Consider the following 13,413-nt stretch of genomic DNA (forward strand, 5'->3'; position numbering starts at 1 on the left):
GGCGCAGCACGGGCGCGCTGATCGACGGCGCGGTCTGAGGCGGCGCGCCGGGCCCGCACGCGGCCCGGCCCGACCGCGCTGCGCCGCCGCCCCGTCAGCTTCCCGGCTTGATCTCGATCCGCGTCCGCGCGGCCGCCGCCTCGGGCGCCTTGGGCAGGATCACGGTCAGCACGCCCTTGTCGAAGCTGGCCTCGACTTTCGCGCGGTCGACCCCGCGCGGCAGCGGCAGGGCCCGCTGGAAGGATCCGTAGCGGCGTTCCGAGAGATGGAAGCCCTCGGTCTTCTCCTCGCGCTCCTCCTTCTTCTCGCCCTTGAGGGTCAGCATGTCGTCGGCGAGCGTCAGCTCGACATCCTTGGCGTCCATGCCCGGCAGCTCGGCGGTCAGGCGATACTCGGCGGCCGTCTCGACCAGGTCGAGTGCGGGGGCGGCGGCGCCGAAGGCGCCCTCGAAGAGTCGCGGCAGGGCCGCCTGCGCCGCGCCACTCGCCGGCGTGCCGATGCCGCGCCAGAAATTGTCGAACAGCCGGTCCATCTCGCTGCGCAGGGATGCCAGCGGCTGCCAGGCCGTCTCCGGGCGGGGCGCCGGCGGGGAGGCAGGGGACTGCGGGGAAGGTGTACGGGGCTCGCTCATTGTGCCGGTTCTCCGTCGCCGATGTCCGGATGCGCAGGCCGCGCATCCTGGGGCCGTCCTGTCGCACAGGGCGGCACCGGCCTGCCTTGAGGCCGATCAAGGCCGAGGGGCTTTGCCCGCGGGGCGCGGCGTGGAAACCTGCCCCAACAAGCCGAGGAAACAGCCATGAGTGCGATCGCCCAGCACGCCGACATCCCGGGGCCCGAGGGCCGCATCCCCGTGCTCGACCTCGGCCCGTATCTCGCCGGCGCGCCCGGCGCGCGGGAGGACCTCGCGCGGCACGTCGCGCGGTCCTGCCGCGACACCGGCTTCCTGGTGCTGGCCAACCACGGCGTGCCCGAGCGCATGGTGTCCGACACCTTCGCCGAGGCCGCGCGCTTCTTCGCCCTGCCGATGGAGGAGAAGCTCGCCCTCAAGGTCGGCGACATCAACATCGGCTACCTGCCGATGGGCGCGCAGACCATCCGCACCTCGACCATCCATGCCAACAAGCGGCCGAACCGCAACGAGAGCTTCTACATCGTGCGCGACCGCGCGCCGGACGACCCGGAGATCCTCGCCGGGCATCCGATGGCGGGGCTCAACAAGTGGCCGCCTTCGCTGCCGTCCTTTCGCGTCGCCACCATGGCGTATTTCGCCGCCATGCAGGCGCTGGCGCACCGGCTGCTGCCGGTCTTCGCCACCGCGCTCGACCTGCCGCCGGACTATTTCGACGGCGACTTCACCGACCCGACCTGCACGCTGCGGCTGATTCGCTACGAACCCCAGCCCGAGGTGGATGGCGAGACCTTCGGCTTCGCGCCGCATATCGACACGAACTTTACCACCTTCCTCGCGCAGTCGCGGCTGCCGGGGCTCGAGGTGCGCACGAAGGAGGGCAGCTGGATCCGCCCGCCCGCCATCCCCGGCACCTTCGTGGTGAACACGGCGGAGATGCTTGGGCGCTATTCCAACGACCGCTTCGCGCCCACGCCGCACCGCGTGATCAACCAGGCGAGCGAGGCGCGCTACGCCATCCCATTCTTCTACGGCCCGGACAACGAGGCTGTGATCCGCGTCGTGCCCAGCTGCACCGGCCCGGAGCATCCGCCGCGCTACGAGCCGCTGCGCTACCTCGACCACCGGATGAAGCTGAACCGCACCAACTTCGACCATCGCCGCAAGGACACGCCGGCCGGCTGATGCGGCGCGCGGCGACCGGGCATTCAGCCCCGCCGCAAGCGTGTGTTCCTGCGTGCGGCGACCGGGCATTCAGCCCCGCCTCAAGCGTGTGTTCCTGCGTGCGGCGACCGGGCTTTCAGCCCCGCCGCACGACGTAATCCGCGGCCTCCATCGCCGCGATGATGGCGTCGCCCTGCGCGGCGTCGCGCACCTCGATCATCAGGTGCAGCTCCGTGCTCTGCACGGTGGGCGCGCCGAACAGCTGCTGGTGCTTCACCTCGATCACGTTGCCGCCGAGGTCGGAGATGCGCTTCGCAATGTCCGCGAGCACGCCCGGCCGGTCGGGAATGTCGAAATGCAGGCGCAGGATCCGCCCGTCGCGCAGCAGCTGGCGCAGCAGCACGTTCGACAGCGCACGGGCATCGATGTTGCCGCCGCACACCGTGGTGCCCACCACGCGGTTGCGGAACCGCTCGGGATAGGTGAGCACGGCGGCGAGACCCGCGGCACCCGCACCCTCTGCCACCACCTTCGCACCCTCGGCCAGCAGCGCGACCGCCTGTTCGACCGCGCGCTCGGGCACCAGCAGCACCTCGTTGTGGCAGCGCCGCAGGATCGCCAGCGGCAATTCACCGACATCGCGCACGGCGATGCCCTCGGCGATGGTCGGTCCGCCGACCGAGACGGGTTCGCCCGCCAGCCGCTGCGCCATGGCGGGGTAGCCCTGCACCTCCACGCCATAGACCGGCATGCCCGGGCGCAGCGAGGCCGCGACCGTCGCCACGCCGGCGCACAGCCCGCCGCCGCCGACCGGGATGACCAGCGCATCGACCTGCGGCGCATCCTCCAGCATCTCGAGCGCCATGGTGCCCTGCCCGGCGATCACCGCAGGGTCGTCATAGGGGTGGATGAAGACCAGGCCGTCGCGAAGTGCGAGGTCGTGCGCATGCGCGGCGGCCTCGGCCAGGGTCTCGCCATGCAGCACGACGCGGGCACCCCAGGATTCGGTGCGCACCACCTTGGTGGCCGGCGTGAAGCGCGGCATCACGATGGTGGCCGCCACGCCGGCGAGCTGCGCATGGCGCGCCACCGCCTGGGCATGGTTGCCCGCCGACATGGCGATGACGCCCGCCTCGCGCTCGCGCGCGCTCAGCAGTGCGAGGCGGTTCGCCGCGCCGCGTTCCTTGAAGGCGCCGGTCGCCTGCAGGTTGTCGAGCTTGAGTAGCACGCGCGTACCGGCGGCGCGGCTGACCGCCGGGTTCTCGATGGTGGGCGTGCGCAGCACGGCGCCGCGGATGCGCTCGGCCGCGGCGCGGATGTCGGCCAGCGTGACCATCGGCGCGAGAGGGGCCTCGTCGGTGCGGAGCGCATTCACGGGCGACATGGCTATCCTTGGTGGCGGGTGAAAAGACGAAGGGCGCGTCCGGTTCCCCGGCGCGCCCTGGCCGCCCGGCGATGTGCCGGCGGTCAGGCGTAGGTCACGGCGGTAATCTCGACCGAGCGGGCACCGCCCGGGGCGGGCACCTCGACCGCGTCGCCCACCTTCTTGCCCATCAGCGCCTTGGCGAGCGGTGAAGTGACCGAGATCGACCCGTTCTTCATGTCGGCTTCGTACTGGCCGACGATGCGGTAGGTCTTCTCGTCGTCGCTTTCCTCATCGACGATGGTGACATGGGCGCCGAAGCGCACCTGGTCGCCGGACAGGCGCGAGACGTCGATCACCTCGACCGAGGGAATGATCGACTCGAGCTCGCCGATGCGGCCCTCGATGAAGGACTGGCGTTCGCGCGCGGCGTGGTACTCCGCGTTCTCCGACAGGTCGCCATGGGCACGCGCCTCGGCGATGGCGCGGATGATCGCGGGGCGTTCCTCGCCCTTCAGGACCTTCAGCTCCTCCTCGAGGCGCGCAAGACCCTCGGCCGTCATCGGGAATTTCTGCACGGCGAAACCTTCCCAAGAATACTATGCCCCACCGGCCCTCGGTCCGGTTCAGCCAGGCCTGGCGGTCGATGGGAGAGAGACAGGACGGGGGCCGCTCACGGCCCCCATGCAGTCAGAACGATGTAGCAAAATACGCCTGCAGGGGGGCTACATCAAGGGTTCCGGCCTTGAGCGCCGCAATCGCGTGCACCGCCGCCCGCGCGCCGGCCGCCGTGGTGTAGTGCGGGATGCCATGTGTCAGGGCGGAACGGCGGATGTCGAAGCTGTCCGCCACCGACTGCCCGCCGCCGGTGGTGTTGATCACCAGCTGGATGTCGCCGGACTTGATCGCATCCACGCAATGCGGGCGGCCTTCCAGCACCTTGTTGATGACCTGGCACTCCACGCCGGCCTCGCGGATGCGCGCCGCGGTGCCGCGCGTGGCGGTGATGCGGAAGCCCATCTCCGACAGGCGGCGCGCCATCGTCACCGCCGCGGCCTTGTCGGTGTCCTTGACCGAGATGAAGGCCGTGCCGCCCTCGGGCAGCTTCACCCCCGCACCCAGCTGGGCCTTGAGGAAGGCACGCTCGAAGGACAGGTCGAGGCCCATCACCTCGCCGGTGGACTTCATCTCGGGCCCCAGGATCACGTCCACGTTCGGGAAGCGGTTGAAGGGGAAGACCGCCTCCTTCACCGCGACATGGCGCGAGACGGCGTCGTCGTCGAGCCGGAAGGCGGAGAGCTTCTCGCCGGCCATCACCCGTGCGCCGATCTTGGCCACGGGAACGCCGGTTGCCTTCGCCACGAAGGGCACGGTGCGCGACGCGCGGGGGTTCACTTCCAGCACGAAGATCTCGCCGTCCTTCACCGCGTACTGCACGTTCATCAGCCCCTGCACCTTGAGCGCGCGGGCCATGGCTTCCGTCTCGGCTTTGAGTTCCGTGACTATCGCCGGCGGCAGGGAATAGGGCGGCAGGGAGCAGGCGGAATCGCCGGAATGGATGCCGGCTTCCTCGATGTGCTCCATCACGCCCGCCACATAGACCTGGCCATCGGCATCGCAGATGCAGTCCACATCCACCTCGATCGCGTCGGCCAGGTACTGGTCGATCAGGATCGGGTTCTCGCCCGAGACCTTCACCGCCTCGGCGCCGAAGCGGCGGAGCTGCTCGTCGTTGTGGGCGATCTCCATCGCGCGCCCGCCCAGCACGTAGGAGGGGCGCACCACCACCGGGTAGCCGATGCGGTTCGCCTCGACGATGGCTTCGTCGAGCGTGCGCGCGGTGCCGTTCTGCGGCTGCTTGAGGCCGAGGCCCTTGAGCAGCATCTGGAAGCGCTCGCGGTCCTCGGCGATGTCGATGGCTTCGGCAGACGTGCCCAGGATCGGGATGCCCGCCTTGTGCAGCGCCTGGGAGAGCTTGAGCGGCGTCTGCCCGCCATACTGCACGATGCAGCCGAGCACCTCGCCACTTTCCTGTTCCTTGCGGATCAGGGCGATCACGTCCTCGGCCGTCAGTGGCTCGAAATACAGGCGGTCGGAGGTGTCGTAGTCGGTGCTGACCGTCTCCGGGTTGCAGTTGACCATGATGGTCTCGTAGCCGGCCTCGCGCAGCGCGTAGCAGGCATGGACGCAGCAATAGTCGAACTCGATGCCCTGGCCGATGCGGTTCGGCCCGCCGCCGAGGATGATGACCTTCCTGCGCGCGGTCGGCCGGCTTTCGCAGGCCGGCGCGCCGAAGCCACCTTCATAGGTCGAGTACATGTAGGGCGTCTCGGAGGCGAATTCCGCCGCGCAGGTGTCGATGCGCTTGTAGACGGGCTGTACGCCGAGCCGGTCGCGCGCGGCGGCGACGTCCGCTTCCTTCACGCCCGCGATGGTGGCGAGGCGATTATCGGAGAAGCCGAGCGCCTTGAGTCGCCGCATCGCGTCCGCGGTCTTCGGCAGGCCGGCGGTGCGCACCTCGTTCTCGGCGGCGACGATCTTCTCGACCTCGCGCAGGAACCAGGGGTCGAACTTGCAGGCCTCGTGGATTTCTTCCAGCGAGACGCCGGCGCGCATCGCCTGCGCTGCCATCAGCACGCGGTCGGGGCGCGGGGTGGCCAGCGCGGCATGGAAGGCCTGGGCGGAGCCGTCGCCGGGCACCGGCACCTCGTCGAGGCCCGACAGCCCGGTCTCGAGACCGCGCAGGCCCTTCTGCAACGCTTCCGCGAAGGAGCGCCCGATGGCCATGGTCTCGCCGACCGACTTCATCGACGTGGTCAGCGTCGCCGGCGTGCCGGGGAACTTCTCGAAGGTGAAGCGTGGGATCTTCACTACGACGTAGTCGATGGTCGGCTCGAAGCTCGCCGGCGTGACCATCGTGATGTCGTTCTGCAATTCATCCAGCGTGTAGCCGACGGCGAGCTTCGCCGCGACCTTGGCGATCGGGAAGCCGGTGGCCTTGGAGGCCAGCGCCGAGGACCGCGACACGCGCGGGTTCATCTCGATGATGACCATGCGGCCATCGACGGGGTTGATGCCGAACTGGACGTTCGACCCGCCGGTATCGACGCCGATCTCGCGCAGGCAGGCGATCGAGGCATCGCGCATGCGCTGGTATTCCTTGTCGGTCAGCGTCAGCGCCGGGGCGATGGTGACGGAATCGCCGGTGTGGACGCCCATCGCGTCCAGGTTCTCGATGGAGCAGATGATGATGCAGTTGTCCGCGCGATCGCGGACCACCTCCATCTCGAACTCCTTCCAGCCGAGCACGCTCTCCTCGATCAGCACCTCGGTGGTCATCGAGGCGGCGAGGCCGGAGGCGACGATCTGGTCGAATTCCTCGCGGTTGTAGGCGATGCCGCCGCCCGTGCCGCCCAGCGTGAAGGAGGGGCGGATGACGCAGGGCAGGCCGACCTTCTTCAGCGCCTCCCAGGCTTCCGGCATGGTGTGCGCGATCTCGCTGCGCGGGCTCTCGATGCCGATCTTCGACATGGCGTCGCGGAACTTCTGGCGGTCCTCGGCCTTGTCGATGACCTCGGCCTTGGCGCCGATCAGCTCGCAGCCGTACTTTTCCAGGATGCCGGCCTCGGCCAGCTTGAGCGCCGTGTTGAGCGCGGTCTGCCCGCCCATGGTGGGCAGCAGTGCGTCGGGGCGTTCCTTGGCGATGATCTTCTCGACGATCTCGACCGTGATGGGCTCGACATAGGTCGCGTCCGCCAGGCCCGGGTCGGTCATGATGGTGGCGGGGTTCGAGTTCACCAGGATGACGCGGTAGCCCTCGGCGCGCAGCGCCTTGCAGGCCTGGGCGCCGGAATAGTCGAACTCGCAGGCCTGGCCGATCACGATCGGGCCGGCGCCGATGATGAGGATGGACTTGATGTCGGTGCGCTTGGGCATGGGGGCGTATCCGGAGGGTCAGCGTGAAGGGGTGGCGGCGGCAGGCCGGCAGTCGGGGCGGGGGCGGGCGTCGGGGCCGGTGTCGAGCCCGATGTTCGATCGCGCGCCGGCCTCGTCGCAGATGGTCTGCAGGCCCCGCGGCGGATCCTGCCAGGCAGCCACGCTGCAGGCGGAGAACAGCATCAGGACGGGCAGCAGGCGCGTCATGCGTCAGACCCTCCGCGGGAACAGCAGCAGCGTGAGGAACGCGACCAGGGCGGCGAGCCCGCCCATCAGCAGCAGGCCCGCCATGGCATCGTCGACCAGGCCCGGTCGGAAGGTGGCATAGGCCCAGAGGCTGCCGAAGGCCGCGACCGCCCCGAAGCCGGCGCAGCAGGTGACGAAGGGGCGCAGCGCCCGCGGCCCTGCGCCGAGCCGCCCGGTCATCCGCCAGAACAGGACCACCGCCGGCAGGATGATGACCAGCGCGGCCACCGCGCCCTGCGCCATGGCTTCGAGACCGTCATACATCAACGCATCTCCGCGGCGCGGTGCTGGCGCCGTGCGCTCAGCAGAAGCAGCGGCAGCACCAGCAGGTGCGGAATGCCCCAGAAGGCGAGAGCGGCCATCGCCTGCGGCCCCGCCATCAACGTGGTCGCGCCATGCACGGCAACGGAGAGCCCGAAGGCGGTGAGCGCCGCGCGCATCGGCGGCATCAGCCGGCGCAGGCTGTTCGCCAGCAGGAACAGCACCAGGCCCGAATAGGCGAGCGCAAAGATACCGGCGACCACGTCCATCATGCGCGGCTCTCCGTCGCCAGCTTCACCGCGATCAGCGCCAGCGCCGCGCCCAGGATCCATCGCTGCGCCGCCATCCAGCCCGGCCGCGTGCCAAGGAAGCGCGCCACACCCGCCGCGCCATAGACCAGCAGCCCGTCGAAGACGATGGCGACGCCTATCTGCACCGCGCCCAGCACTGCGCCCTGGACGAAGACACTGCCCAGCGCGGGGTCGATGAAGGGCGGCAGCACCGCCACGTAGAACAGCGCGACCTTGGGGTTCAGCGCGGCGGTGGCGAAGCCGACCGAGAACAACCGCAGCGCGGGTTCCTGCGGCATGGGCCGCGGCGCGAAGATCGGCTGGCCGCCCGGGCGCACGCATTGCCAGGCGAGGAACACCAGGTAGGCCGCGCCACCCAGGCGCAGCACGTCCCAGGCGTAGGGCACGGCGAAGAGTGCCGCGGTCAGCCCCGCTGCGGCGCACAGCATGATGACCAGAGAGCCGAACTGGCAGCCCACCAGCGAGACCATGCCCGCCCCCGTTCCCTGCGCCAGCGCGCGGGAGACGAGGTAGAGCATGTTCGGCCCCGGCGTGGCGGCCAGGCCGAGCGATAGCGCGGCGAAGATCAGCAGGGTTTCGACCGACGGCATCAGCCGTGCACCGAGAACCCGCCATCCACCGGAATCGCCACCCCGGTGATGAAGGCCGCCGCGTCGGAGGCCAGGAACGCCGCCACGCCCTCGAAGTCGCGCGGATCGCCCCAGCGCTTGATCGGGCTGCGGCGCAGCACGTCGTCATGCAGGTTCGTCATGTCCTGCCGCGCCTTGCGCGTGAGGTCGGTGTCGATCCAGCCCGGCAGGATCACGTTCACCGTGATGCCGTCCGGCGCCCACGCGACCGCCATCGACTTCGTCATCTGCACCACGCCGCCCTTCGACGCCCCATAGGCCGCATGGAAGGGCAGGCCGAAGATCGACAGCATCGACCCGTTGTTGATCACGCGCCCCACGCCGCCCTGCTTCAGGAACGGGTAGGCCACCTGCGCCGCGATCATGCCGCTGGTCAGGTTGGTGGACAGCACGGTGTGCCAGTCCTCCATGCGCACAAGTTCGGGCCGGTTGCGGATGTTGGTGCCGGCATTGTTCACCAGGATGTCGAGCCGGCCCATGCGCTCCGCCGTGGTGGCGACCATGGCGCGGATCGAGGCCTCGTCCGTCACGTCCACCGCCACGCTCTCCGCGCGCGCGCCGAGCGCGGCGAGCTCCGCCACCGCGGCCTCGTTCTTCGCCGCGTTGCGTCCGGCCACCATCACCGCGGCACCCGCCTTGGCGAGGCCACGCGCGAAGCCGAGCCCGATGCCGCCATTGCCGCCGGTGACCAGCGCGACGCGCCCCGAAAGATCGAACATGCGCTCTTCCCCTCCTGGATGTGCCGGCCTGTCAGGCGGCGGCCTTGTGCGCCTCGATCATCTGCACGAAGCGATGGAACAGGTGGTGGCTGTCGGACGGCCCCGGGCTCGCTTCCGGGTGATACTGCACCGAAAACGCCGGGCGGTCGGTCGCGGCGATGCCCTCGTTCGTGCCGTCGAACAGCGAGACATGCGTGACCTTCGCATTCGCCGGCAGGGTCTTCGGGTCCACGGCGAAGCCGTGGTTCTGCGAGGTGATCTCGACCTTCCCGGTCGCGAGGTCCTTCACCGGCTGGTTCGCCCCGCGATGCCCGCGCGCGAGCTTGTAGGTCTTCGCCCCGAGCGACAGGGCCAGCAGCTGGTGACCCAGGCAGATGCCGAAGACCGGCACGCGCCTGTCCATCACGCCCTGGATCGCGGGAATGGCATAGACGCCGGTCGCCGCGGGGTCGCCCGGGCCGTTCGAGAGGAACACGCCGTCGGGCTTGTGGGCCAGGATCTCCTCGGCGGTCGCGGTCGCGGGCACCACGGTCACGGCACAGCCCGCCGAGGCCAGGCAGCGCAGGATGTTGCGCTTCGCCCCGTAATCCACCGCCACCACCTTGAAGCGCGGCGCCACCTGGCGACCGAAGCCCTGCGGCCAGGCCCATTCCGTCTCGTCCCAGGTGAAGGACTGGCGGGTGGTGACCTCCTTCGCCAGGTCCATCCCTTCAAGTCCGGGCCAGGATGCCGCCTGCGCCCTCAGCGCGGCGATGTCGAAGCGGCCATCGGCGCGGTGGCAGATCACGCCGTTGGGCGCGCCGCCGTCGCGGATGCGCGCGGTCAGCGCCCGCGTGTCGATGCCCGAAAGCCCCGGGATGCCGTGGCTGACCAGCCAGTCGCGCAGGTGCTTCGTCGACCGGTAGTTCGCCGGTTCGGTCACGTCCTGCTTGACGATCAGGCCGCGCGCGGCCGGCGTGATGCTCTCGATGTCCTCGATGTTGGTGCCGACATTGCCGATATGCGGGAAGGTGAAGGTGATGACCTGGCCGGCATAGGACGGGTCGGTCAGCGTCTCCTGGTAGCCGGTCATGCCGGTGTTGAAGCAGATCTCGCCCACCATGGCGGCCTCGGCGCCGAAGCCGCGGCCCCAGAAGACCGTCCCGTCGGCCAGCACCAGGCAGGCGGTGGCACCGTCGGGGGGGGTATCGGGGCTGGCCATGGCAGGCTCCGTCCTGGGGGTTTCGGCGGGGGTGCCGGGAAGATCGGCGAGCGTCAGGCCGGTCGCGGCCAGCACGGCGGGCCAGTGCTTCGCGGGAATGGCGCGGGCCTGGCGCCATTTGCGGATGGCCTCGGTGCCCACGCCGCAGCGGGTGGCGGCGGCCTCGGGTCCGCCCAGCAGGGCGACGATCTCTTCCACGGTGCGCATGAGCAGGCTTATGCCGGGAAGTGATTTCCCACCGCAAGCCGAATCCGGCGATTGGGAAATTTCCTCCCAGCCGGGTGGCTGCGCTATAGCGCGCGGGAATCGATCGAGGACACCGCCATGGACCTGCGCGCCCGCTTCACGGACGAACTGAAGACTGCCATGCGCGCCGGGGACGCCGCGCGCGTCTCCACCCTGCGCATGATCACGGCCAAGCTGAAGGACACGGATATCGCCGCCCGCCCTGGCCCGCCGGTCGATGATGCCGGCATCATCGCCATGCTGCGCGGCATGGCGAAGTCCCGCGTGGAATCGGTCGCGATGTACCGTCAGGGCGGCCGCGAGGAACTGGCCGCGAAGGAGGAAGCCGAGATCGCCGTGATCGAAGCCTTCCTGCCGCAGCAGATGGACGACGCCGCCATGGCCGCCGCGATCGACGCCGCGGTCGCCGAGACCGGCGCGGCCAGCATCAAGGACATGGGCAAGGTCGTGGCCGCCCTGAAGGCGAAGCACGCCGCGGTGCTCGACATGGCCAAGGCCGGGCCGATGGTGAAGGCGCGCCTGGGCGGCTGAGCGGCGCTGGATGGCGCGCATGGGTCGCGCAGGCACGATCCTGCTGCGCCTGGGCGAACTGAACCTCTATCTGGGCGCGGCCCTGCTTATCTCCTGGCTGACCTGGCAGGAGGTGGAGGTACGCTGGACGCTGGAACGGCACGGACAGCGGACCGAGGCGACGGTGGTCGGCCATGAGCGCAGCAGCGGCCGGAGCGGCGTCAGCTTCCGCCCTATCCTGCGCTTCAGGACGGCCGAGGGGCGCTGGGTGCGCGCCACCGCCGGGGGCGCCGGGACAAGCGCCGTCGATGCAGTGCCGACCGGCGCGACTTTCGCCGTCATCTATGACCCTGCGGCGCCGGCGCGGGTCTTCGCGGCCGCTGAGCTCGCGCGCGTCGGCTGGGCGATCGCGCTGCTGCCGGGGGGCGGTGTCGTACTGCTGATACTTGCGCTTTTCGTGTTTCGCCTGCGCGCAGGTCTGCGCGGGCCGGGGCTCCGCACGCCCGGCCGGTGAGGCGGCCGGGCGCAGAACCGCAGCCGCTCAGTTCGGCATTTCCAGGTCTTCGGACAGCACCACGATCTGCACGGCGTAGGAGACCTCGCCATCCTCGGCGTCGCGGTGGATGGTGCCGATGAACTCGTCGCCCACCTTGAGCTCGGTCGAGCCGCCCTTGCGCTCGGGGGCCGTGACGGCGATGCGGTTGTTGCCGAACAGGCGGCGGAGATGCGCCTGCACGGCGGCACGTTCGGCCGGGGTCATGTCGTGTCCTCGTGGTCTGGAAGGGGCGTTGGATAGCCGCCGCGGCCGCCCGGCGCAAATCTGCTTCGCCCCGGCCGCCGGCGGGGCTAGTAACCGGCCAGCCCATGGCCCTCCCGCCCGCCTTCCTCGACGAACTGCGCGCCCGCATGCCGCTGCCGGGCCTGATCGGCCGCAAGACCCGGCTGCTGAAGTCGGGGCGCAACTGGAAGGGCTGCTGCCCCTTCCATGGCGAGAAGACGCCATCCTTCTACGTCTATGACGACCATTTCCACTGCTTCGGCTGCGGCGCGCACGGCGACGCCATCAGCTTCGTCATGCGCGCCGAGGGTGCGGCCTTCCCCGAGGCGGTGGAGCGCCTGGCCGCCGAGGCCGGCCTCGAGGTGCCCAAGCCCAGCGCGCAGGAGGCCGCGCGCGAACGCCGTGCCCGCGACCTGCACGCCGTCATGGCCGCCGCGGCCGAGGCCTATCACCGCCGCCTGTTCCTGCCCGAGGGGCGCCCGGCGCTCGACTACCTGCTCAGGCGCGGGCTGAGCGAGGCGACGATCCGCGCCTTCCTGCTCGGCTGGGCGCCGTCGGGCCGTGGGGCGATCGCCGCCGACCTCAGGCCCGAGGGCATCACTGAGGAGCAGATGCTGGAAGCGGGCCTGCTGCGCGCGGGCGAGGCCGGCGACCCGCCACGCGACTTCTTCTATGGCCGCGTGATGTTCCCCATCCGCGACCGTCGCGGCCGGGTGATCGCCTTCGGCGGGCGCATCCTGGGCGATGGCCAGCCGAAATACGTGAACAGCCCGGAGACGCCGCTGTTCCGCAAGCGGATGGGGCTCTATGGCCTCGACCTTGCGCGGGAGGGCGCCTTCCGCGGCGCCAGCGTGGTCGCTGTCGAGGGCTACATGGATGTGATCGCCCTGCACCAGGCGGGCTTCACCGGGGCGGTGGCGCCCTTGGGGACGGCGCTGACGCCCGAGCAGCTCGAGGAATTGTGGCGGCTCAGCCCCGAGCCGGTGCTGTGCTTCGACGGCGACGCCGCCGGCGCGCGGGCCGCCGCCCGCGCGGCGGAGACCGCCCTGCCCCTGATCACCACCGAGCGCACCCTGCGCTTCGCCACCCTGCCCGCCGGCGAGGATCCCGACACGCTGACGGCGCGCGGCGGCCGCACGGCCTTCCAGGCGGTGCTCGACGCGGCGCAGCCGATGGCCGAGGCGCTCTATGCCCTTGTCGCGGAAGGCCGGCCGGCCGCCACGCCCGAGCAGCGCGCGGCCTTGCGCAACCGCCTGGCCGGCGCGGCCGGGACCATCGCCGACAAGGCGCTGGCCGCCGAATACCGCCGGGTCCTGCTCGATCGCTTCTTCGCCGCCTCGCGCCCCGCCCGGGGCGGTCGCCCGAGATCGGTAGACCACACGCCTGACCTCCAGTCTCCGCTACATCCACTAACCCGTCTT

Annotated in this window: 15 protein-coding genes; 4 read left to right on the plus strand and 11 right to left on the minus strand. The window is 70.5% G+C overall.

The features are described from left to right. Window positions 1-94: 94 nt before the first annotated feature. Window positions 95-631, minus strand: coding sequence for an Hsp20/alpha crystallin family protein (locus HW578_RS14345; protein WP_198371232.1), 537 nt, complete (start codon window positions 629-631; stop codon window positions 95-97). Window positions 632-796: 165 nt separating this feature from the next. Between HW578_RS14345 and HW578_RS14350 the strand changes: the two genes are divergently transcribed. Beyond that, window positions 797-1,813 carry an isopenicillin N synthase family dioxygenase gene (locus tag HW578_RS14350; RefSeq protein ID WP_198371233.1) on the plus strand — a complete coding sequence of 339 codons (1,017 nt, stop codon included), beginning with the start codon at window positions 797-799 and terminating at the stop codon, window positions 1,811-1,813. Between the two features lie 115 nt (window positions 1,814-1,928). On the opposite strand, the gene HW578_RS14355 is transcribed toward HW578_RS14350, so the two are convergent. From HW578_RS14355 to carA, 9 genes are all read right to left on the minus strand, one after another. Further along, window positions 1,929-3,128 carry a threonine ammonia-lyase gene (locus tag HW578_RS14355; protein ID WP_198371246.1) on the minus strand — a complete coding sequence of 400 codons (1,200 nt, stop codon included), beginning with the start codon at window positions 3,126-3,128 and terminating at the stop codon, window positions 1,929-1,931. A gap of 131 nt (window positions 3,129-3,259) precedes the next feature. Continuing rightward, a complete protein-coding gene (gene greA / locus HW578_RS14360) occupies window positions 3,260-3,733 on the minus strand; it encodes a transcription elongation factor GreA (RefSeq protein ID WP_198371234.1) in 474 nt (157 codons plus the stop codon). Window positions 3,734-3,845: 112 nt separating this feature from the next. Continuing rightward, window positions 3,846-7,091, minus strand: a complete 3,246-nt coding sequence (carB, locus tag HW578_RS14365; protein WP_198371235.1) for a carbamoyl-phosphate synthase large subunit — start codon at window positions 7,089-7,091, stop codon at window positions 3,846-3,848. An 18-nt stretch (window positions 7,092-7,109) separates the two neighbouring features. Then, window positions 7,110-7,298, minus strand: coding sequence for a hypothetical protein (locus HW578_RS14370; RefSeq protein WP_198371236.1), 189 nt, complete (start codon window positions 7,296-7,298; stop codon window positions 7,110-7,112). Window positions 7,299-7,301: 3 nt separating this feature from the next. After that, window positions 7,302-7,601 (minus strand): hypothetical protein, encoded by a 300-nt coding sequence (locus HW578_RS14375; RefSeq protein WP_198371237.1) that lies wholly within the window; start codon window positions 7,599-7,601, stop codon window positions 7,302-7,304. After that, the gene (locus tag HW578_RS14380; RefSeq protein WP_198371238.1) at window positions 7,601-7,870 is read right to left on the minus strand and encodes a hypothetical protein; all 270 of its coding nucleotides are present in this window, start codon (window positions 7,868-7,870) and stop codon (window positions 7,601-7,603) included. Before HW578_RS14380 ends, HW578_RS14375 begins: the two co-directional genes overlap by 1 nt. Further along, the gene (locus HW578_RS14385; RefSeq protein WP_198371239.1) at window positions 7,867-8,499 is read right to left on the minus strand and encodes a LysE family translocator; all 633 of its coding nucleotides are present in this window, start codon (window positions 8,497-8,499) and stop codon (window positions 7,867-7,869) included. The genes HW578_RS14380 and HW578_RS14385 overlap by 4 nt, the downstream gene beginning before the upstream one ends. After that, window positions 8,499-9,257 carry an SDR family NAD(P)-dependent oxidoreductase gene (locus tag HW578_RS14390; RefSeq protein ID WP_198371240.1) on the minus strand — a complete coding sequence of 253 codons (759 nt, stop codon included), beginning with the start codon at window positions 9,255-9,257 and terminating at the stop codon, window positions 8,499-8,501. Before HW578_RS14390 ends, HW578_RS14385 begins: the two co-directional genes overlap by 1 nt. A gap of 31 nt (window positions 9,258-9,288) precedes the next feature. After that, window positions 9,289-10,665 carry a glutamine-hydrolyzing carbamoyl-phosphate synthase small subunit gene (gene carA / locus HW578_RS14395; protein WP_198371241.1) on the minus strand — a complete coding sequence of 459 codons (1,377 nt, stop codon included), beginning with the start codon at window positions 10,663-10,665 and terminating at the stop codon, window positions 9,289-9,291. 117 nt (window positions 10,666-10,782) lie between these two features. On the opposite strand from carA, the gene HW578_RS14400 reads away from it, so the two are divergent. Both HW578_RS14400 and HW578_RS14405 read left to right on the plus strand, forming a co-directional pair. Further along, window positions 10,783-11,235: a GatB/YqeY domain-containing protein gene (locus HW578_RS14400; RefSeq protein WP_198371242.1), complete on the plus strand. Its 453-nt coding sequence runs from the start codon at window positions 10,783-10,785 to the stop codon at window positions 11,233-11,235. A gap of 19 nt (window positions 11,236-11,254) precedes the next feature. Next, the gene (locus HW578_RS14405; RefSeq protein ID WP_198371243.1) at window positions 11,255-11,728 is read left to right on the plus strand and encodes a DUF3592 domain-containing protein; all 474 of its coding nucleotides are present in this window, start codon (window positions 11,255-11,257) and stop codon (window positions 11,726-11,728) included. 27 nt (window positions 11,729-11,755) lie between these two features. Here the strand turns inward: HW578_RS14405 and HW578_RS14410 are convergent, their stop codons facing one another. Continuing rightward, complete coding sequence (locus HW578_RS14410; RefSeq protein ID WP_198371244.1) at window positions 11,756-11,974, minus strand: DUF3126 family protein; 219 nt, start codon at window positions 11,972-11,974, stop codon at window positions 11,756-11,758. 104 nt (window positions 11,975-12,078) lie between these two features. On the opposite strand from HW578_RS14410, the gene dnaG reads away from it, so the two are divergent. Then, the coding region (gene dnaG, locus HW578_RS14415) for a DNA primase (protein ID WP_198371245.1) at window positions 12,079-13,413 on the plus strand (1,335 nt) is incomplete at its 3' end.

The organism is Roseomonas rosulenta, assembly GCF_016106005.1.
Taxonomy (GTDB): Bacteria; Pseudomonadota; Alphaproteobacteria; order Acetobacterales; family Acetobacteraceae; genus Neoroseomonas; species Neoroseomonas rosulenta.

Bases quoted from the DNA above. Each gene is read 5' to 3' on its own strand.
- HW578_RS14345 (WP_198371232.1), bottom strand. From the start codon at position 631: ATGAGCGAGCCCCGTACACCTTCCCCGCAGTCCCCTGCCTCCCCGCCG.
- HW578_RS14350 (WP_198371233.1), top strand. From the start codon at position 797: ATGAGTGCGATCGCCCAGCACGCCGACATCCCGGGGCCCGAGGGCCGC.
- HW578_RS14355 (WP_198371246.1), bottom strand. From the start codon at position 3,128: ATGGTCACGCTGGCCGACATCCGCGCCGCGGCCGAGCGCATCCGCGGC.
- carB (WP_198371235.1), bottom strand. From the start codon at position 7,091: ATGCCCAAGCGCACCGACATCAAGTCCATCCTCATCATCGGCGCCGGC.
- HW578_RS14370 (WP_198371236.1), bottom strand. From the start codon at position 7,298: ATGACGCGCCTGCTGCCCGTCCTGATGCTGTTCTCCGCCTGCAGCGTG.
- HW578_RS14375 (WP_198371237.1), bottom strand. From the start codon at position 7,601: ATGTATGACGGTCTCGAAGCCATGGCGCAGGGCGCGGTGGCCGCGCTG.
- HW578_RS14380 (WP_198371238.1), bottom strand. From the start codon at position 7,870: ATGATGGACGTGGTCGCCGGTATCTTTGCGCTCGCCTATTCGGGCCTG.
- HW578_RS14385 (WP_198371239.1), bottom strand. From the start codon at position 8,499: ATGCCGTCGGTCGAAACCCTGCTGATCTTCGCCGCGCTATCGCTCGGC.
- HW578_RS14390 (WP_198371240.1), bottom strand. From the start codon at position 9,257: ATGTTCGATCTTTCGGGGCGCGTCGCGCTGGTCACCGGCGGCAATGGC.
- carA (WP_198371241.1), bottom strand. From the start codon at position 10,665: ATGCGCACCGTGGAAGAGATCGTCGCCCTGCTGGGCGGACCCGAGGCC.
- HW578_RS14400 (WP_198371242.1), top strand. From the start codon at position 10,783: ATGGACCTGCGCGCCCGCTTCACGGACGAACTGAAGACTGCCATGCGC.
- HW578_RS14405 (WP_198371243.1), top strand. From the start codon at position 11,255: ATGGGTCGCGCAGGCACGATCCTGCTGCGCCTGGGCGAACTGAACCTC.
- HW578_RS14410 (WP_198371244.1), bottom strand. From the start codon at position 11,974: ATGACCCCGGCCGAACGTGCCGCCGTGCAGGCGCATCTCCGCCGCCTG.